General features: G+C 34.5%; 14 protein-coding genes. 10 read left to right on the top strand and 4 right to left on the bottom strand.

The genetic code is table 11. The features are described from left to right. Positions 1–13 precede the first annotated feature (13 nt). The 3 genes from CBF36_RS03985 to CBF36_RS03975 all read right to left on the bottom strand — a co-directional run bounded on the left by CBF36_RS03985 (position 14) and on the right by CBF36_RS03975 (position 4022). Positions 14–1747 carry an ABC transporter ATP-binding protein gene (locus tag CBF36_RS03985; protein ID WP_125956833.1) on the bottom strand — a complete coding sequence of 578 codons (1734 nt, stop codon included), beginning with the start codon at positions 1745–1747 and terminating at the stop codon, positions 14–16. Positions 1748–1750: 3 nt separating this feature from the next. After that, positions 1751–3460, bottom strand: a complete 1710-nt coding sequence (locus tag CBF36_RS03980; RefSeq protein ID WP_276330746.1) for an ABC transporter ATP-binding protein — start codon at positions 3458–3460, stop codon at positions 1751–1753. Between the two features lie 85 nt (positions 3461–3545). Then, positions 3546–4022: a nucleoside 2-deoxyribosyltransferase gene (locus CBF36_RS03975; protein WP_125956831.1), complete on the bottom strand. Its 477-nt coding sequence runs from the start codon at positions 4020–4022 to the stop codon at positions 3546–3548. A gap of 149 nt (positions 4023–4171) precedes the next feature. On the opposite strand from CBF36_RS03975, the gene CBF36_RS03970 reads away from it, so the two are divergent. Then, positions 4172–5254, top strand: a complete 1083-nt coding sequence (locus tag CBF36_RS03970) for a 3D domain-containing protein (protein WP_125956829.1) — start codon at positions 4172–4174, stop codon at positions 5252–5254. A gap of 41 nt (positions 5255–5295) precedes the next feature. Here CBF36_RS03970 and CBF36_RS03965 read toward each other — a convergent pair whose 3' ends face one another. Next, positions 5296–6612 (bottom strand): N-acetylmuramoyl-L-alanine amidase family protein, encoded by a 1317-nt coding sequence (locus CBF36_RS03965; protein ID WP_125956827.1) that lies wholly within the window; start codon positions 6610–6612, stop codon positions 5296–5298. 376 nt (positions 6613–6988) lie between these two features. Here CBF36_RS03965 and aspS point away from each other — a divergent pair, with 376 nt between their 5' ends. The 9 genes from aspS (at position 6989) to smc (ending at position 20176) form a co-directional block, all read left to right on the top strand. Further along, positions 6989–8755, top strand: a complete 1767-nt coding sequence (aspS, locus tag CBF36_RS03960) for an aspartate--tRNA ligase (protein ID WP_125956825.1) — start codon at positions 6989–6991, stop codon at positions 8753–8755. Positions 8756–8832: 77 nt separating this feature from the next. Continuing rightward, a complete protein-coding gene (locus CBF36_RS03955; protein WP_125956965.1) occupies positions 8833–9687 on the top strand; it encodes a YitT family protein in 855 nt (284 codons plus the stop codon). A 423-nt stretch (positions 9688–10110) separates the two neighbouring features. Next, the gene (locus tag CBF36_RS03950; protein WP_125956824.1) at positions 10111–11115 is read left to right on the top strand and encodes an ABC transporter ATP-binding protein; all 1005 of its coding nucleotides are present in this window, start codon (positions 10111–10113) and stop codon (positions 11113–11115) included. Beyond that, complete coding sequence (locus CBF36_RS03945; protein WP_125956822.1) at positions 11112–12062, top strand: ATP-binding cassette domain-containing protein; 951 nt, start codon at positions 11112–11114, stop codon at positions 12060–12062. Before CBF36_RS03950 ends, CBF36_RS03945 begins: the two co-directional genes overlap by 4 nt. Before the next feature lies 1 nt (position 12063). Further along, positions 12064–13026 (top strand): oligopeptide ABC transporter permease, encoded by a 963-nt coding sequence (gene opp4B, locus CBF36_RS03940; RefSeq protein WP_125956820.1) that lies wholly within the window; start codon positions 12064–12066, stop codon positions 13024–13026. 30 nt (positions 13027–13056) lie between these two features. Further along, positions 13057–13959 (top strand): ABC transporter permease, encoded by a 903-nt coding sequence (locus CBF36_RS03935; protein ID WP_125956818.1) that lies wholly within the window; start codon positions 13057–13059, stop codon positions 13957–13959. A gap of 23 nt (positions 13960–13982) precedes the next feature. Further along, complete coding sequence (locus tag CBF36_RS03930; protein WP_125956817.1) at positions 13983–15770, top strand: oligopeptide ABC transporter substrate-binding protein; 1788 nt, start codon at positions 13983–13985, stop codon at positions 15768–15770. A 113-nt stretch (positions 15771–15883) separates the two neighbouring features. Beyond that, entirely contained in the window at positions 15884–16585 is a 702-nt protein-coding gene (gene rnc, locus CBF36_RS03925) for a ribonuclease III (RefSeq protein WP_125956815.1), read from the top strand. 18 nt (positions 16586–16603) lie between these two features. Beyond that, positions 16604–20176 carry a chromosome segregation protein SMC gene (gene smc / locus CBF36_RS03920; RefSeq protein ID WP_125956814.1) on the top strand — a complete coding sequence of 1191 codons (3573 nt, stop codon included), beginning with the start codon at positions 16604–16606 and terminating at the stop codon, positions 20174–20176. Positions 20177–20187 lie beyond the last annotated feature (11 nt).

Raw genomic sequence — 20187 nt, 5'->3', positions numbered from 1 at the left:
AGTATGTGTTTTTTTAATGGCTAAATTGAGAATGATACAAACTAGAGTAGGCGCCATTCTGTTTGTTTAATAGGTCATTGTGTGTTCCTGTTTCAATGATTTTTCCTTTATCCATGACAAGGATAATATCCGCTTTTTTTATCGTTGATAATCTATGAGCAATGATAAAACTTGTTTTACCTTGCATCATTTTGTTGAAGGCTGTTTGAATATGTTGTTCAGTTAGTGTATCAATTGAGCTTGTTGCTTCATCTAAGATAAGCATAGGAGGCTGACTAATCATGGTTCTGGCAATGGTAAATAGTTGTTTTTGGCCTTCAGATAGTAAGACGCCAGATTTACCTAAAAGTGTTTGAAATCCATTTGGTAATTGCTCAATAAAGTAATAGATATTTGCTTCTTTACAAGCATGGATGACATGTTCTTTCGTTGCATTAGGATTACCAAAAATAAGATTCTCCCAAATCGTTCCTTGGAAAAGCCACGTCTCTTGAAGAACCATTCCAAAAGATTGTCGTAATTCATGATTAGACAGATTAGTAATGGGAATGGAATCTATTGTGATTTCCCCTTTATCAAGTGGATAGAAGTTCATTAAGAGATTAACTAATGTTGATTTTCCAGCACCAGTTTTTCCTACAATCGCGACAGTCTGTCCAGGTTTGACTTCTAAATTAAAATCTTCAATTAAAGGATTTTCTGCCTGATAAGAAAAATAAACATGAGAAAAGGTGACATATCCTTTTGGAGAAAAAGTGTCTGTCATCGGTTGCGTACCTGTTTTTTCTTCAGTTTCATTAAGTAGATCGTTAATCCGTTTGGTACTAGAGACAGCGGTTTGTAGCTGAGTAGTAATACTAGATAGTTCAATCAAGGGTTTAGAAAACTGTCCAGAATAGATGATAAAACTGGACAAAATACCAAGTGATAGTGGAAGTGGAAATTGTAAGATAAGGATGCCACTCACAAAACCAATCAGCAAATAACCAATATGATCGATAAAACGTGATAAAGGATTGGTTAAAGAAGAGATGAATTGCGCTTTTTGTCCTGTATATTGAAGGGACTCATTCATTTGTTGAAACTGTTGAATCACTGTTTCTTCGTATTCATAAGATTTGATTGTTTTTAATTGATTGAATTGTTCGTTAATATAACCAGACATCTCTCCTAGTATTTGTTGCTGTGTATTGAAATAAGGTTGTCCTTTTTTTACAATCGCGACATTGACGCCAAACATTCCTAACGTAATCAGTAAAACAATGCCAGTTAGCATGACATTTAAAGAAAGCATAATGCCTAGTGCGACGATAATAATCGTGATACTTGGAAATAGCTGGTTAAATAAAGCAAGCAATGCTTCAGAAATATAATCTAAATCTGTACTAAAACGATTCATTGTATCACCATGAGAGTGTGTATCAAAATAATTCATAGGTAAGTTGTTTAATTTATGATAGGCTTCTTTTCTGACTTGTTTCATTGAAGTGTATGCAATGTATTGACTGATACGTTGCAAAAAGTAAAAACTAAGAGCAGACACAAACGTAAGAAATACAATCATCATGATGTTTCTTGTTAAGTCATGTTTATTTGTTTGACTCATGCTATCAATCGCTTTTCCGATGTACATGGTAACCAACACGCTTGATAGTCCATAAAAGATACTTAATAGAGCATTCAGCAAAATGGCTTTTTTAAATGGATGTAAGTAAGGAGAAAATTTAGTTATCATTTGTTTAAACATTTGTTATTCCTCCTCCTTTGATTGAGACGCGACAATTTGTTGATAGAAAGGTGATTCATCCATAAGTTCTGCATGAGTTCCTTGAGCGACAAGGGTTCCTTGATTTAAAACTAAAAGGTGATCTGATTCTTTAACCGATGAAATACGTTGAGAAATAATAATGCTATTTTTAATAAAAGTTAAAGAGGCAAGTGTTTGTCGAATAGTCAAATCTGTTTTATAGTCAAGGGCACTTAATGAATCATCCAATATTAAAATAGCAGGACGACTGATTAAAGCACGAGCAATTGCTAATCGTTGACGTTGTCCACCTGAGAAATTTGTACCATTTTCAGCAGTGGGCATATTCAAATCATCCACAAATTCTAAGCAGTCAGCCCATTTTAAAGCGGTCCAACACTCTTCTTCAGTAGCATTAGGAAATCCCATCGTTAAGTTGCTTTTAATTGTTCCAGAAAAAATGACACTTTTTTGGGAAACATATCGAATAGATTGTTTAATATCACCAGTGGTTAGATCAAGGATATTTTGGTTATCTAATAAAATATTACCTGTTGATGGCAAGTAGAATTTTTGAATCAACTCCACTAATGTTGTTTTTCCACTCCCTGTTGGTCCGACAATCCCTAATTGTTGTCCTTTTTTTAAGTCAAAATGAATGTTTTGTAACACATTTTGTGTTGTATCAGGATAGTGAAATGACACCTGATCAAATGCAAGGGTTATATCAGCTTGAAAAGTAAGTAATTGATTGGCTTTATGTGTGGGAATGCTTGGTGTTGTATTGAGTAACTCTTCTACCCGATTTTTGGCGGAAAAAGCTCGAACAAAAATAGTCACTAAATTCGCTACAACAATCAAAGCAGCTAATAATTGCAACATATAATTAATTAAAGCCACAATATCACCGGTTTGTAAGTTTCCAATAGAAACATTAATATCTCCAACCCATAAGATTAAAGCAATGATAATGTTTGTTATAAAAAGGGTTAAAGGAGACATTAAAGCGGATAGTTTGGTCATATCCAAATAACGATCGGCAAGTCGCTCACTGACGCGATTTGATTTTTCTTCCATCAATGATTCATTACCAAAAGCGCGAATGACTTTAACGCCAGTTAATTGTTCACTTGTGACAGTATTTAATTCATCTATCGTTGTTAAAACTTGTTTATATTTAGGAACTGTTTTGCTCATTAAAAGGTATAGAATAAATGAAAAAATAGGAACGGTTAATAAGAAAATAAATCCCATTGAAGGGTTAATCGTAAAAGCCATGACGATTGAGCCGATACTTAAAAAGGGTGCGCGTATCACTAACCGTATTAACATCGCTAAAGCGAGTTGTAGTTGGTTAACGTCGTTTATGGTTCGAGTTAAAAAAGTATCAGGTCCAAATTCATCTATTTCTGTGTGAGAAAATTGCGTGATTTTTTTGACAACTGCAAGCCTTAATTCAGTTCCGAATCCTTGAGAGGCAACAGAAGCATAATACTGGCAAATTAAAACACAGGCTAATCCTAATACAGATAAACCTAACATATACAGGGTTGCAGAGTAGACAACGGACATATTTTTTTCTCGAATACCAGAATCAATCAAATAAGCCATAAATAAAGGTAGCGTTAATTCAAATATCGCTTCCATTAGTTTAAATGTTGGGCCTAAAATAAGTTGTTTTTTATATTTTTTCGCATAAGAAAATACTGACAATGGGGTCACATCCTTTCTTTTAATAGGTTAACATGATTTTAGCGAACAACCTATACCAAAACGATGGATAAGATGTTCGCTAATGTTAAATATAGGTTTGAATGGTGTCTAAAAGTGCTTCCTCAGTATTGACTACTTGTCCGTTTAATTTAATCAACCCCACAGTGTAAAGGTTAACATAAGGAAATTGAGATTCTGCTACGTCTTTTAATGCTGTTATTTTTTGTTGGTTATCAGAACCTTGCTGTCTACTATCGGTGAACAATCCAAGAATAGGAATACCTGCTTGGTAGGCCACACCGATTTCAGAAGCTACGCCGACATCAATGCTGACACCGTCGAGTATAGCAATCATTAATTGACTGTCTAGTAAGGCTTTTGTATCATAGGTGGCAATCATTTTTGAGTCTGCATAACTTTCTTTATTGTTGATTTCCATTTGTTCTTGAGGTAAATACACAGAAACGTCAGGATAAGTTTTTCTAATTTGTTTGACTAAAGATGCATTGTAATGTTTCTCCATGTTAGAAAATAATGGGCTTGCAAAATAGATGTTTGTCATAAAATTACTCCTCACTATTACATTTGTATAATAGAATACCTTAATTTGTAACAATTTGTAAAGAGATTGTCATATTAAGTATGTGTCGTTCTTGTATAATTAGGAAAGATAAAAAGTGAACGTTATTAAATGAAAGGTGTTGGCGATTGTTGAATTATAAAAAAGCCGTAACTGGTTTATTGTGCTTAGTGATGTTAACGAGCATGCCAGTGTCGTTATTTGCAGCAACAAGTGAAGATGAAGTCAAAAAACAAAGCGTTGAGATTAGTCAAAAAATCGATAGTGCGCTTGATAATGTGAATAAAAATTATAAAGCTTTAGAAGAATTAAAATCAGAGGTAGTCGATACCGAAACAAAGATATTGTCTACACAACAACAAATTGAAAAAACAAAACGTAGCATGGATAAACGCAAAGAGATGATAGCTTCTCGTATGAAAACTATCCAAACCAACGAAAAGAGTACAACAATGGTTGATACACTGTTAAATGCGAACAGCGTGTCAGATTTGATTAGTCGAGCTTATGCGATGTCCGTTTTACAAACAGCTGAAAAGTCTAAAATTGATACATTAGAAACAGATACAGAAAAGTTGGAAAAATTAAGAGAAGAATTAGTAATGGACCAACAAATTTTATCTGAGAAACAATCTAGAGTAGAGGCAGATAAAGTGGCATTAGAAGCACAAGTAAATGATTTGAAAAAAGAACTGGCTGATAACGAAGCAACATTGAAAAAGTTATCGGAAGAACGTGTCATAAAAGAAGCACAAGCAGCCAAAGAAAAAGAATTAGCTAAAAAAGCACAAGAGGCTAAAGAAGCAACAAAAGAAAATACAACAACTGCATCTAATGCGACAGCTCAGGCAACAGATAGTAATAAGACGGAAGCTAATAATTCCGCAAGTATAACTCCTGTATCTACAGATAAACCAGCGTCAAGTGGTAATGGACGGGTTTTAACTATGCAATCAACAGCGTATTCATATAGTGAAGCAGGATTAACTCCTTATACAGCAACAGGAATTGATTTAAGACAAAATTCTCGTGTTATTGCAGTTGATCCAAGTGTGATTCCATTAAACTCATTAGTAGAAGTGTCAGGATATGGGTTTGCTATTGCTGGAGACACAGGTGGTGCAATTAAAGGAAATATTATTGATGTTCATTTTAATACAGTAGCAGAATGTTTACAGTGGGGAAGACGAACAGTCACAGTAACCGTTCAATAAAAAAGTATCAACCAACAAGTCATTTGTTGGTTGATACTTTTTTAGTTTTCAGCACCTTGGCTACTTTTTTCTTCTATATAATGCATGAGGCCATCATACACAGCTTCACCGATTTTTTGATGGTATTTTTTATTCGTAATATAAGAAGCATCAAAATCATTATTAATATATCCCAGTTCAAGTAAAACAGCTGGTTTCGAATTTTCTCTTAGAACTTGGTAATCTTGTTTTCCAAAGCCTCTATTATCCAGTGGTAAAATATTGGCAATACTATCATTGATGGATTGAGCTAACATTTTACTGCCATCTTTTCTGTAAAATGTTGTGGTTCCAGAAGCGGTATTTGGTTGTGCGCTAGAATCATAGTGGAAACTAATAAACGCATTTGCTTGACTAGAAGAACTAATTTTTCCAATATCTGTTAGAGAAACAAATTTATCTGTATCATGAGTCATTAAAACATTAAATCCATGAGACTGTAATTCTTTTCTAACAGCTAAGGCTGTTTTTAAAGTAACATCTTTTTCAAGAGTGTTGCCATCTGTTGTTTGAGCACCTGGATCATCTCCACCGTGACCTGGATCTAACATAATGGTAAACTCTGGCATTGGAATACCAGGTTTGTTCTCTTTGCTAGATATTTTTCTAGACGTGACTTGCCAGGAATTAAGGAAACCAGATTTTCCGTCTTTTGTTTTAACTTTCATCCAACCATTTTCGGTTTCAGATACATAAGTAAGAGAATCGCCATATTTTAATAAGTTTCCTTTTTTACTAGAAGTTGAATTGTCACTCATTAAAAAAGCAGCAGTAGTAGCAACATGAAGTGCTTGATTCTCTTTGTATTTGTTTGGGCGATTTTTTTGGATAGTTAAGCAGTCGTTTGGCACCCATCCATAATCCCCATCACTATAAATCCTCACCCAACCATTTAACTCAAGAGTGGCATTAACATGTTCATTTTTTTTCAGTGTTTTAATGGTTTTACTATTTTCAGAATTCTCTTTTTTTAGTTCGATGTTTCGTTTAGATATTAAAGCACTAAGATTAGTATAGGGTCCACTTGTTCCATCAAAAAGTAACCAATCTGGTACCCAGCCAACTGTTTTATCTGCTGTTTGTATTTTGAACCAGTTATTTTTCTGATCAGAGATAGTGACTTTGTCTTCTTTATGAACTTGTGTGATAACAGTAGAGAAGGCATCGGGTTTTTCTCTGACGTTTAAAGCAGTTGTTCCAACGGTTGCGATTTGGCTATTGCCTCGCATATAATAGAATCCGATAAAAACAAGAGCGATAACTAAGATATTGATAATTAACATTTTTATCGTACGTTTTATTGAGTTTGTGTTTTTCACATGGTTTACCTCGTTGGTTTATTAATAAAGAATATTATAGCAAAAAAATGGAAAGATGAGTAGTGAGTTAACCTATTATATCTTGACTTTTTGTACAATTTTTAGTATTTTAAAGTAGAGTATCGATGAAAGAGACGTGCCTTTTTTTCTTAAAAGAGAGAATGAACTTGGTGAAATCATTCATTAAAAAGGACTGACACTCTGGAGATGGGTAGTAAGATACCCCGCTAACGAGCGTTATCTCGTTTAGAGAAAAAAGTTTTTGAACTTTTTAAAAAATAGGTGGTACCACGTGTAAGCAATTATTCGTCCTTGTTATGATAATATAACAAGGGCTTTTTTTTATGAATGATTAATTTAAAAGGAGATAGATAACATGCAAGAAAGAACAACATATTGTGGACTAGTATCAGAAAAAGATTTAGGCCAAGAAGTTGTAGTAAAAGGTTGGGTGCAAAAGCGCCGTGACTTAGGTGGATTGATTTTTATTGATTTAAGAGACAGAGAAGGCATTGTACAGGTTGTCTTTAATCCAGAAGTGTCAAAAGAAGCGTTGGATATTGCTGATTCATGTCGAAGTGAATATGTGATTGGTGTAAAAGGAAAAGTGGTTGAACGTACAGGTTCAGCAGTTAATTCTCGCATGAAAACAGGGAAAATTGAAATTATCGCTGAAGATATTGTTGTATACAATGAAGCGAAAACACCACCATTTGTAATTGAAGATGATCAAACAATTAGTGATGATGTTCGTATGAAATATCGTTATATGGATATTAGACGTCCGTCGATGTTAAATAATTTAAAATTAAGACATCATGTCACACAAACGATTCGTGAATTTTTAAATGCTAATGGTTTTTTAGATGTTGAGACACCTTATTTAAATAAATCAACACCTGAAGGAGCAAGAGATTATTTAGTGCCTTCTCGTGTACATCCAGGACATTTTTATGCGTTACCACAATCACCTCAAACAACGAAACAGCTATTAATGGGTGCAGGGATTGATCGTTACTATCAGATCGTTCGTTGCTTTAGAGATGAGGACTTACGTGGTGATCGCCAACCAGAATTTACACAAGTGGATATCGAAACAAGTTTCTTAACCGAAGAAGATATTCAAGCATATACTGAAAATATGCTTTATAAAGTGATGAAAGACGTCATGAATATTGATATTCCATTACCATTTCCACGCATGACTTATGATGATGCCATGGCTCGTTTTGGTAGTGATAAACCAGATACACGTTTTGCAATGGAACTAATTGACATGAAAGATGCTGTCAAAGACATTGAATTTAAAGTATTTCAAAATGCATTGAACTCAGGTGGCGCTGTTAAAGCATTAAATGCGAAACAAGCAGCAAGCAAGTATTCACGTAAAGACTTAGATAAACTAGGTGAATGGTTATCTCAATTTGGTGCTAAAGGTTTAGCATGGGTAAAAGTTGAAGAAGATGGATTAAAAGGACCAATCGCTAAATTCTTAGTAGATTCAAGCGAACAAATTATTAATGCGACAGAGGCAGAAGTTGGAGATTTATTATTATTCTGTGCAGACAAAGAATCAGTGGTTGCGGCTTCTTTAGGGGCTTTAAGAAATCGTTTAGGAAAAGAGTTAGATTTAATTGATCCAGATAAATTTAATTTCTTATGGATTATTGATTGGCCGTTATTTGAGTACTCAGAAGAAGAAAATCGATTTGTTGCGGCGCATCATCCATTTACTATGCCAAAAGAAAGTGACATTGAATTATTAGAGTCAGCACCAGAAAAAGTTTATGCCAAAGCATATGATGTTGTGTTAAATGGGTATGAACTTGGAGGGGGTTCTTTAAGAATTTACCAACGTGACTTACAAGAAAAAATGTTTAAAGCACTAGGATTTACGAAAGAGTCAGCGGAATCACAGTTTGGTTTCCTTTTAGATGCGCTTGATTATGGGTTCCCTCCACATGGCGGAATTGCACTAGGATTGGATCGATTGGTGATGTTACTTGCTAAAAAAGACAATATTCGAGAAGTGATTGCTTTCCCTAAAAATAGTAAAGCAGCTGATTTAATGACGTCTGCACCAAGTATGGCATCAAAAGAACAACTAGCTGAGTTATCATTAGATGTTGAGATAGAAGATTAAGATCATGCCGCTTAATTAGTCAAAAAAATCGAGGAGAGGCGCAATCAGTGGAAAGATTAAAAACATATAAAGAATATATGATTGACAATGGGTATATGGAAAAAGTTTCGATGGCTGTTGTTAATGGTATTTTACAAGCTATTGCACTAAATTTATTTTGGAGACCAGGACACATTTATGCTAGTGGGATTACCGGGTTAGGACAAATTATTGTGACGTTAGCTGAAAAAGCATCTGGTATTGAATTACCAATGGGGGTTGTGTTGTATTGCCTAAACATTCCATTGTTTATACTGGCTTGGAAAATGTTAAGTAGAAAATTTACCATTTTTACGATGATTTCTGTATTTATGACGGCTTTTTTTGTTCAAATCATTCCTATCACTGTTTTATCAACTGATCCCATCATTTGTGCTATTTTTGGAGGGGGAATATGTGGTTTAGGTGTAGGATTAGCTCTTCGTAGTGGATTATCTTCTGGTGGATTAGACATTGTCAGTATGACCATTAGAAAATTAACCGGAAGAAATGTAGGGTCATTAAATATAATCTTTAATGCATGCATTATTTTAACATCAGGTTATTTATTTGGTTGGCCATATTCATTTTACAGTGCGTTTTCCATTTTCGTGAATGGAAAAGTGGTGGATATGGTGTTCACTAAGCAAAAGAAAATGCAAGTCATGATTATTACAACTCAGCCACAAGCAGTTGTAGATGAATTACAATCGAGGATGCGCCGAGGAATTACGATTTTAAATGATGCAGAAGGGGCATTTTCTCATAATGAACAAAAAGTATTGTTAACAGTGTTGACTCGTGATCAAATTCCAATGCTGCAGCATGCTATGCAAGAAGCAGATCCACAAGCATTTGTCAGTATATCCGAGAACGTAACCATTATGGGGAACTTTTATGAAACGATTGATTAGTCAGGTTATCTTCTATTAATAAAACAAAACGTATCATTTTTAAATGATACGTTTAGCTGATTGAAGAAAGTTACATTAAATTCTATTAATGCCCCATTTTTGTAAAATAAATTTACTTAGTTTGAGAAAAAACGGTTAAAATGTTGATATTAAAGACATTTTACATATGGAATGTTTGTGAAATTAAGAAAAATGACTTTAAATTATTGGGTCAATGGTATATAATGAGACACATGCCATTTATTTTTAATCTTAAAGTAATTTAATTGCTATTAAAACTATTGCTTAATCGACTGTTTTCTAATATAATTATAAGATATCTTGATAGATTTCATCTATTAAGCATATAGATAATATTAAAAATGAAGAGTTATATGTATAAATAAAATCAGTACGGGAATAATATAAGAAAGGAGAATTCTATTGTTTGTTGACAACAAATTATTAGACGTGAGAAATTTACATACTGGATTTCGAATCAAAGACAATTTTTATGATGCAGTAGATGACGTGTCAATTACATTAGACAAAAATGAAATTTTAGCAATTGTTGGAGAATCTGGTTGTGGGAAAAGTACATTAGCTATGACCATAATGGGATTACAAGATCCAAAAAATACTAGAATTACTGGGGATATCATCTACAACGATTTAAATCTTGTAGGGCTATCCGAAACGCTTTATAACAAGATTAGAGGAAATGATATCGGGATGATTTTCCAAGATCCATTGTCAGCGTTAAATCCATTGATGCGTATAGGAGATCAAATTGCAGAAGCGTTGTTTTATCACACAGATTTAGATGAAAAACAACGGACTGAACGTGCGATTGAGTTATTAAACCAAGTAGGGATTGTAAATCCTGAACGTGTTGCAAAACAATATCCACATGAATTGTCAGGTGGGATGAGACAACGTGTTATCATCGCTATCGCTATTTCTTGTAAACCACCAATTATTATTGCTGATGAGCCTACTACTGCACTTGATGTAACAATTCAAGCACAAATTTTAGACTTATTAGGAGATTTACAAGAGGAAACAGAAGCCGGTATTATTTTAATTACTCACGATTTAGGTGTAGTAGCTGAGACAGCAGATAGAGTCGCTGTTATGTATGGTGGTCAAATTGTAGAAGAAGCACCTGTTGATGTTTTATTCTCTAATCCACAACATCCTTATACACGCTCGTTACTGAACTCAATTCCACAAGAAGACGCACATGACTCTGAATTACATGTTATCGAGGGAGTGGTTCCTTCATTAAAAAATATGCCACGTACAGGTTGCCGATTTGCTGCTCGTATTCCTTGGATACCAGAAGATGCGCATGAGGAACAACCAACGTTGCATGAAGTTGAACCAGGTCATTTCGTTCGATGCACATGTTACAAACATTTCCACTTTAGAGAAGAAGGTGACGCATAATGGGATTAATAGAAATAAAAGATTTAAAAGTGCATTACCCAATTCGTGGAGGCTTTTTAAATAAAGTTGTTGATTATGTTTATGCCGTTGATGGTGTTGACTTTGAAATCGAAGCAGGAAAAACATACGGTTTAGTTGGAGAGTCTGGTTCAGGTAAATCAACAATTGGTAAAACAATTGTGGGTCTTGAAAAAGCAACAGCCGGAGAAATCTTATTTGAAAACACAAATGTTATTTCAAAAAGAGCAAGAAAATCAATTGGTTACAATAAAGATGTGCAAATGATTTTCCAAGATTCAATGTCAAGTTTAAATCCTAAGAAACGTGTATTGGATATTATTGCTGAACCCATTCGAAACTTCGAAAACTTATCTGTTCAAGAAGAAAAGAAACGTGTTCAAAGTTTATTAGACATCGTTGGGATGCCAACGGATGCTCTTTATAAATACCCTCATGAGTTTTCTGGTGGTCAAAGACAACGTTTAGGTGTGGCACGAGCTGTTGCGACAAATCCTAAATTAATCATTGCCGATGAGCCAGTATCAGCTCTTGACTTATCAGTTCAAGCGCAGGTACTTAACTTCATGAAACGTATTCAGGAAGAATATAATTTGAGTTATTTATTTATCTCTCACGATTTAGGTGTGGTAAAACACATGTGTGACAATATTGCGATTATGAATCATGGTCGTTTTGTTGAAATCGGAACACGTGAAGATATTTATAATAATCCACAACATATTTATACAAAACGCTTACTGTCTGCCATTCCTAAGATTGATGTAGAAAATCGTGAAAAGCACAAACAAGAGCGTCGAAAAGTGGAACAAGATTTCCAAGACTTATACAGCCAGTATTATGATGAAAATGGTCGTGTGTATGACTTGAAAACTATTAGCCCAACTCATCAGGCAGCAGTTAAAACAACTGAAGGAGGGGGACAATAGTATGTGGAAAACGATATTAAGACGTGTGTTACTTATGATTCCACAAATTTTTGTGTTGAGTCTGTTTATCTTTATCATTGCTAAGGCAATGCCAGGTGACCCATTTACTGGGTTAATTAATCCAAACATGGATCCTGCGACAATTGATCGCATGCGTGAAGCAGCAGGGTTAAATAATCCTTGGTACGTACAGTACTTTGATTGGATAACGAATGCTTTTAAAGGTGACTTTGGACAAAGTTTCTTATATAAATTACCTGTAAGTGATATTATTGGTTCTCGTGTTGGGAACACAATTTACTTGTCATTATTAACAGTTATTATTACTTATGCCATTGCTTTACCTTTGGGATTATTCTCAGGTCGTTACCAAAACTCTTGGTTCGATAAAGCAGTTGTGGTTTATAACTTTGTCAGTTTTGCTGTTCCAATCTTTATCTTTGCGTTACTGATGTTATTTGTTTTTGGTTACCGTTTAGAATGGTTCCCAACAACAGGGTCAGTAGCAACAGGATTAGAAAAAGGAAGTATGGCTTACATGATGAGTCGCTTGTATCACATGATTTTACCAGCGATTACACAAGCGTTACTTGCGACAGCTGTAACGATTCAATACTTACGTAATGAAGTTATTGATGCAAAACAGCTAGATTTTGTTCGTACAGCAAGAGCAAAAGGTGTACCGACTAATAAAGTCTTTACACATCATATTTTTAGAAATGCCTCTTTACCAATAGCAGCCCAATTAAGTTATGAAATTACAGCTTTAATTAGTGGGTCAGTTGTTATTGAACAAACCTTTGCTTATCCAGGTATTGGTAAATTGTTTATTGATGCAATCAATGGACGTGACTACTCAGTTATTACAGCCATAGTATTAATACTAGGTGTTGTCACAATTATCGGAAATTTAATTTCAGATATTGTTATGAGTATCGTCGATCCTCGTATTCGTATTCAGTAACAAACCAATAGTTAAGAAAGGAGACTCGCTATGAGTAAAGAAAAAAAAGAAGCAACTGTAGAAGCTGTTAGTGTTCCACCAACAGGTTTTAAAATGATTGCTCGAGAATTTAAAAAAGATAAATTAGCATTATTTTCATTGGCGTTATTAGTTATTATCTTTGCAGTTATTTTTATCGGAGCGCTTGTCTTAGATAAAGATGCTGTAATGAAAGTAAGTATTTTAGATAAATACGCTGCTCCAGGTGATGGTTACCTATTAGGTGCCGACGAAGGTGGGCGTGATGTTTTTGGACAATTAATTATTGGTGCTCGTAACTCAGTTGTTATTGGGTTTTCAATCACTATTTTGACATCAATCATTGGTGTGGGATTAGGGATTGTTGCAGGGTACTATGGTGGTATGGTTGATGGTATTATCATGAGAATTGTTGACTTTATCATGATTTTACCGATTATGATGATTATTATTGTATTTGTTACAATCGTTCCAAGCTATAACGTATTTTCTTTTATTATGATTATGAGTGCCTTCTATTGGGTAGCTAAAGCACGTCTCTTTAGAGGGAAAACATTATCTGAGGTACGTCGTGATTACATCAGTGCTTCAAAAACACTGGGAACAAGCGACTTCAAGATTATGTTTGGCGAGTTAATGCCAAACTTAAGCTCATTAATTATTACAAATTTGACGATGAACTTTGCAGGCAACATCGGGATTGAAACAACGTTGTCATACTTAGGATTTGGATTACCACAATCAACACCTAGTTTAGGAACTTTGATTGGGTATGCGTCAAATGGTGTCGTTTTATCAGATATGACTTGGGTATGGGCGCCAGCGTCTATATTAATTCTTGTCATGATGTTATGTATCAACTACGTTGGTCAAGCATTGAAGCGTTCAGCAGATGCACGTCAACGTTTAGGATAAAAAAATCTAAGGGGGATGAAGGAATGAAGTACAAAAAATTATTTAGCGTCGTAGCACTTGGTGCTGCAGTAACAGTTGGGTTATCAGCTTGTGGTGGAGGAAAATCTGACAAAAAATCAAGTAGTGGGAAAACAGAAAAAACAGAAGATGTATCAAAATTCCCAATTAAAACTTCTAATGAAGAAAAAGCCAAAGAAGGCGGAACATTAGAAGCAGCCGTTGTAATGGATACACAGTTTAAAGGAATGTTCTCTGAAACATTTTACGAAGATAACTATGATTTACAATTTATGCAACCGTCTCATGAATCATTGTTTAGAAGTAATGCTAACTTTGAGACAACAGAAGATGGGGTAGCGAAAAAAGACATCGATGTTGATGGTAAGAAAATTACAATCACAATTACTAAAGATGCAAAATGGTCAGATGGTAAACCATTAGTAGCAGACGATATTATCCAACCATATTTAATCATTGGTAACAAAGATTATTCAGGTGTTCGTTACGGATCAGATTTCCAAAACATTGTTGGGATGGATGAGTACCATGATGGTAAAGCTGATTCTATCTCAGGAATCAAAAAAGTAGACGATAAAACTGTCGAAATTTCTTACAAAGAAATGAATCCAGGTATGAAACAAACAAGTGAAACTGTTTGGGAAAACGCAATGCCTTCTCATATCTTTAAAGATATCCCAGTAAAAGGGATGGAATCAAGTGATGCCGTACGTAAAAATATTGTGACTTTTGGACCATACAAAATGGAAAAAATTAACCAAGGTGAGTCTGTAGAATACACTCCAAACGAGTACTACTACGGAGAAAAACCAAAATTAAGCAAAATTACAATGCGTGTTGCACCATCTAGTTCAATTGTAGAATCATTGAAAGCTAAAAAATATGATATGGTATTCAGTATGCCAACTGATAACTATCCAAACTACAAAGATGTAGAAGGATATGAAATCTTAGGACGTCAAGATTTAGCTTATACTTATATTGGATTTAAATTAGGTAAATGGGATGATGCTAAAGGTGAAGCTGTTTATAACCCAGATTCTAAAATGGCAAACAAATCATTACGTCAAGCAATGGGCTATGCTATTGATAACGAAGCTGTAGCAAACAAATTCTACAATGGCTTACGTCAACCTGCTAATACTATTATTCCACCAATCTTTGATGAGTTTAGTGATAAGAGCTTAGTTGGATTCTCTAAACAAGATAAAGACAAAGCAAACAAATTATTAGACGAAGCTGGATACAAGAAAAAAGATGGCGAAGAATTCCGTCGCGATCCAAACGGTGAAAAACTAGAAATCAACTTTGCTTCTATGTCAGGTGGCGAAACTGCCCAACCATTAGCTGAATACTACATGGATTGCTGGAAAGAAATTGGTTTAGATGTTAAATTATCAACTGGTCGTTTAATTGAATTCCAATCATTCTATGATAAATTAAAAAATGATTCACCAGACGTTGATGTGTACCAAGCAGCTTGGGGATTAAGTTCAGATCCATCTCAATCAGGATTATACGGACCTAAAGCAGCGTTTAACTACACTCGTTTTGTCAGTGATGAAAACACTAAATTATTAAATGAAATTGACTCTAATGAAGCATTTGACGGTAAATACCGTACAGAGAAATTCAAAGAATGGCAAGAATATGTTGCAGATGAAGCATTTGTTATCCCAACATTATTCAGAGATGCTGTATTACCAGTAAGTGATAAAGTAACTAACTTTGACTGGGCTTATGATGTAACAAGTAACCCATGGTCTCACGTTGGTGTAACTGATACAAAATAATATTTAATGACTATCAATTTGGCTATTTGGTCAAATTGATAGTTTTTGTTTTCTTTCAAACAAAAAAAACGTATAATAAGAGTATCTATGGTTAAAAGGGAGAGGCACATTCAATGGAACAAACGTTAACACAATTATTGAAAACAGAATACGATATCATTTTTAAAGACATTACGTTATTGGAACAAGCGTTTACCCATTCATCCTATGTGAATGAGCATCGACACTTTGATTTACAAGATAATGAGCGATTAGAATTTTTAGGAGATGCTGTATTAGAATTAGAAGTATCTGATTATTTATACCGTCATTTTCAAGATTTACCAGAAGGAAAACTAACGAAATTACGTTCAACGATTGTTAGAGAGGATAGTCTAGCAATGTTTGCTAAAGAATGTGGATTTGACCAGTTTGTTAAATTAGGTAAAGGCGAAGAAAATTCAAATGGTAGAAGTCGTTCATCCTTGTTATGTGATTTATTTGAGGCATTTTTAGGGGCTCTTTATTTGGATCAAGGAGCAAAAAAAGCCAAAGAATTTATCTATCAAGTAGTGGTGGCAAAAATAGAAACAGGTGCTTTTTCACATGAGATGGATCACAAGACAGCTTTACAAGAAGTCTTACAAAAAAATGGTGATATTTTAATTGAATATCATTTAATTGATGAAGAAGGACCAGCACATGCAAGAATTTTTCATGTTGAAGTATGTGGTGGAGGAACACCTTTAGGAAAGGGTTCTGGAAAGTCCAAAAAAATGGCAGAACAAAATGCAGCAGAAGCAGCACTAGCTAACATTTTGGCAGAAGAATCCTAGGAAGGGGACTTATTTTTTGTGTATTTGAAACGAATAGAAATTGCAGGATTTAAATCCTTTGCAGAACGAACGATAATAGAATTTAATGAAGGCTTGACGGCAATAGTTGGTCCTAATGGAAGTGGAAAAAGTAATATTACAGAAGCCATTCGATGGGTTTTAGGGGAGCAGTCAGCAAAAAGTTTACGTGGGGGGAAAATGCCAGACGTTATTTTTGCTGGCTCTTCTTCACGTTCTCCGTTAAATATTGCAGAGGTAACGCTTGTGTTAGATAATGAAGACCACTTCTTACCAATTGAATACTCTGAAGTGAGTGTCACAAGAAGATTAACACGAGATGGTGAGAGTGATTTCTTTATTAATAAGCAACGTTGCAGATTAAAAGATGTGATTAGTTTGTTTATGGATTCAGGTTTAGGTAGAGATTCTTTTTCGATTATTTCTCAAGGGAAAGTAGAAGAAATATTTAATAGTAAGCCGGAAGAACGTCGAGCTATATTTGAAGAAGCAGCAGGGGTATTAAAATATAAAAACCGAAAAAAACAAGCTGAAAAACATCTTGGTGAAACAGATGATAATTTAAGTCGAGTACAAGATATTATTTATGAGCTAGAGATGCAATTAGCTCCATTAAAGAAACAAAGTGATAATGCGAAACAATATCTAGCTTTAAAGGAGACTTTATCTGAGCAAGATATCAGTATGACAACCCATCTTATTGAAGAAACGAAAGAAAAATGGGAAAAAAATAAAGAACAATTACGTCAAAAAAAACAAGCTCTAGAGACTAGAGAATTAGAAAAAATCACATTGGAAGAAACACTAGAACAACTAAAATCAGAACAAGCAACACTTGAACAAATGTTAGACAGTCATCAACAGCGATTGCTTGATTACAGTACGCAATATGAACAGTTAGAAACACAAAAAAGAGTGTTGGAGGAAAAACAAAAATTTTCTGTCCAAACGAAAGAATCACAACAAAAAACATTGCGAGATTTAGATACACAAAAAGAATTATTACGACGTGAGATTGATACATTAAAGCAAGATGAACAAGAACTAATGAAAGAAAAGCAAGCGATACAAAAAGATATTTATCGTATGAGAGAGGCATTAGTTCAATATAGCAAATCAGCAAAAGAACAGTTAGATGATATGCGTAGTGATTATTTAGAATATATGCAACAACAAAGTCATGTGAATAATGAGTTAAAACATTTAGAGAAACAGTATAGTCAAGAAACCAATAAAAATTCGCGTGAAATCAATCATTATGAACAGCTTGTCTCGGTGATTAAAGAAAAACAAGAAACCCTAGAAAATTTAGAGAAAGAGTATGACATAAAAAAAGCGAATGTCGTGACTTACTTGGAAGATTATCAGCAAAAAAGACAAGTCAAAGAACAGTTAAATACGCAACTTCAAAAATTAAATACACAATTAATGGATGCGTTACGTATTTTACAGCAAGCTCAAGCAAAACAAAAAAGCTTGAAAGAGCTACAAGATAACTATGCTGGATTTTATCAAGGTGTTAGAGCAGTATTAAAAGATAAACAGCAATTTCCTGGAGTAGTGGGTGCTGTTGCAGAATTAATTGATATTCCAGAAGCATACCAATTAGCATTGGAAACAGCACTTGGGACAAGTGTTCAGCACATTGTAACAACTGATGACCAAAGTGCTAGAGAGGCTATTTCTTATCTAAAAAAACAACGATTGGGACGTGCGACATTTTTACCATTAACAACCGTCAAAGCTCGTTTTATTCGTCAAGATGTATTAGATAAAGTGTCTCATATGTCTGGCTTTATTGGTGTAGCAAGTGAGTTGGTATCTTATGATGAGACAGTTGCAACTATTATGAGAAACTTACTTGGATTAACGATTGTGGCTGATTCATTGGATTCTGCGACACACATTGCGAAACAAATTAATTTTCAATATCGTGTGGTATCTTTAGATGGTGATGTGATGAATCCTGGTGGTTCGATGACTGGTGGGATGAGTAAAACAGGTCAGTCTATGCACTGGTTTTCACAATCAAAAGAATTACAAGAAATAGAGAAACAATTGTTTCAAATGACGACTTTGTATCAGCAAAAAGAAGCAGAAGTGTCTCATATAAAAGAGGAACTCATTGTAGTAGATGAGTCTCTTGAAAAGTTACGTCAATTAGGCGAAGAAGCGAGATTAACAGAGCAAAAGTTAAGCACTCAAGTGTCTCTTTTAACACAAGATGTGAGTCAATTAGAAAAAGAGAAAAAAGTGATAGAGTATGAGCAAAGTGAATTGAACCAATTTTTAACGTTATATCAACAAGATAAAGAAAATTACGAGCTTGAACAAAAAGAGTTAGCAAAAAAAATAGCCGAGCTTGATAAAAAAATGGCTGACGTGGATCAATTAGAGGCTACTAATTTAGAGAAAAAAGAAGAGTTGACGCAATCACTTGCTAAAAAAGAAGCTGAGTTAGCAGTGGTGAAAGAAAAAATCAGTCAATTGAACGAAAAACAAAAAGAACGCATGGAACGCTTAGATGTTGCGGATAAGAAAATGAGTGACATGCTACAAGAAACGCAGTCTAATGAGCAGGATAGCAGTCAATTTCATGAAGAAGAAGCTAGAATTATCAAAGAGATGGGGAGCGTTTCTAATAAGCGTGAGGATGTTTTAACTCGAATTACAGAAGCCAAAACACAGCGAGAACACTATACAACAAGTATCAAAGAACAAGAAAAAGTTGTTGAGAAAAATCGACAAGATATTCAAGTGTTAGTTAGTCAAAAAACAGAATTAGACATTAATCAAGGAACATGTGATAATCAGTTAGATAGTTTATTAACTTACTTACAAGAAGAATATAGTTTAACGTTTGAAGCAGCAAAAGAGCGTTCTTTCATGATTGAAGACGTAGCAAACGTGAGTCAGAATATTAGAGAATTAAAAATAAAAGTAGCTGACTTAGGTCCTGTTAATATTTCGGCTATTGCTCAACATGATGATATATTAGAGCGTTATGACTTTTTAACGAGTCAACGTGATGATTTGAATTTAGCTAAAGATGAATTGAAAGAAACAATGGATGAGATGGACATGTTAGTTATGAAGCAATTTCATGAAGTATTCTGTGACATTCGTGAAGAGTTCCGTCAAGTATTTCCTAAGATGTTTGGTGGAGGACATGCTGATTTAATCTTGAGTGATGAAACAGATTTACTGCATACAGGGATAGATATTGTGGCTCAACCACCAGGTAAAAAATTACAGCAATTGAGTTTACTTTCAGGAGGAGAAAGAGCTTTAACAGCTATTGCTCTGCTATTTTCTATCATTCAAGCAAGACCTATCCCATTTTGTATTCTAGATGAGGTAGAGGCAGCACTAGATGAAGCAAACGTGACGCGATTTGGAAATTATTTACGTCATTTTGGTGATGCGACACAGTTTATTGTGATTACTCACCGTAAAGGAACGATGGAATCTGCTAAAGTATTATATGGGGTCACGATGCAAGAATCTGGTGTATCGAAGATTGTTTCAGTACACTTAGAAGAGATGGAAAAATTAGAAACCACATTAAAATAGATAGGAGACAC

The organism is Vagococcus bubulae, from assembly GCF_003950315.1.
Taxonomy (GTDB): Bacteria; Bacillota; Bacilli; order Lactobacillales; family Vagococcaceae; genus Vagococcus; species Vagococcus bubulae.
The sequence above is the reverse complement of the archived record's forward strand: the minus strand, read 5'-3'. Positions and strand labels throughout refer to the sequence as shown.

Excerpts from the sequence above, each read along its gene's own strand:
- CBF36_RS03985 (WP_125956833.1), bottom strand. The coding sequence starts at position 1,747 with ATGTTTAAACAAATGATAACTAAATTTTCTCCTTACTTACATCCATTT.
- CBF36_RS03975 (WP_125956831.1), bottom strand. The coding sequence starts at position 4,022 with ATGACAAACATCTATTTTGCAAGCCCATTATTTTCTAACATGGAGAAA.
- aspS (WP_125956825.1), top strand. The coding sequence starts at position 6,989 with ATGCAAGAAAGAACAACATATTGTGGACTAGTATCAGAAAAAGATTTA.
- CBF36_RS03955 (WP_125956965.1), top strand. The coding sequence starts at position 8,833 with ATGATTGACAATGGGTATATGGAAAAAGTTTCGATGGCTGTTGTTAAT.
- opp4B (WP_125956820.1), top strand. The coding sequence starts at position 12,064 with ATGTGGAAAACGATATTAAGACGTGTGTTACTTATGATTCCACAAATT.
- CBF36_RS03935 (WP_125956818.1), top strand. The coding sequence starts at position 13,057 with ATGAGTAAAGAAAAAAAAGAAGCAACTGTAGAAGCTGTTAGTGTTCCA.
- CBF36_RS03930 (WP_125956817.1), top strand. The coding sequence starts at position 13,983 with ATGAAGTACAAAAAATTATTTAGCGTCGTAGCACTTGGTGCTGCAGTA.
- rnc (WP_125956815.1), top strand. The coding sequence starts at position 15,884 with ATGGAACAAACGTTAACACAATTATTGAAAACAGAATACGATATCATT.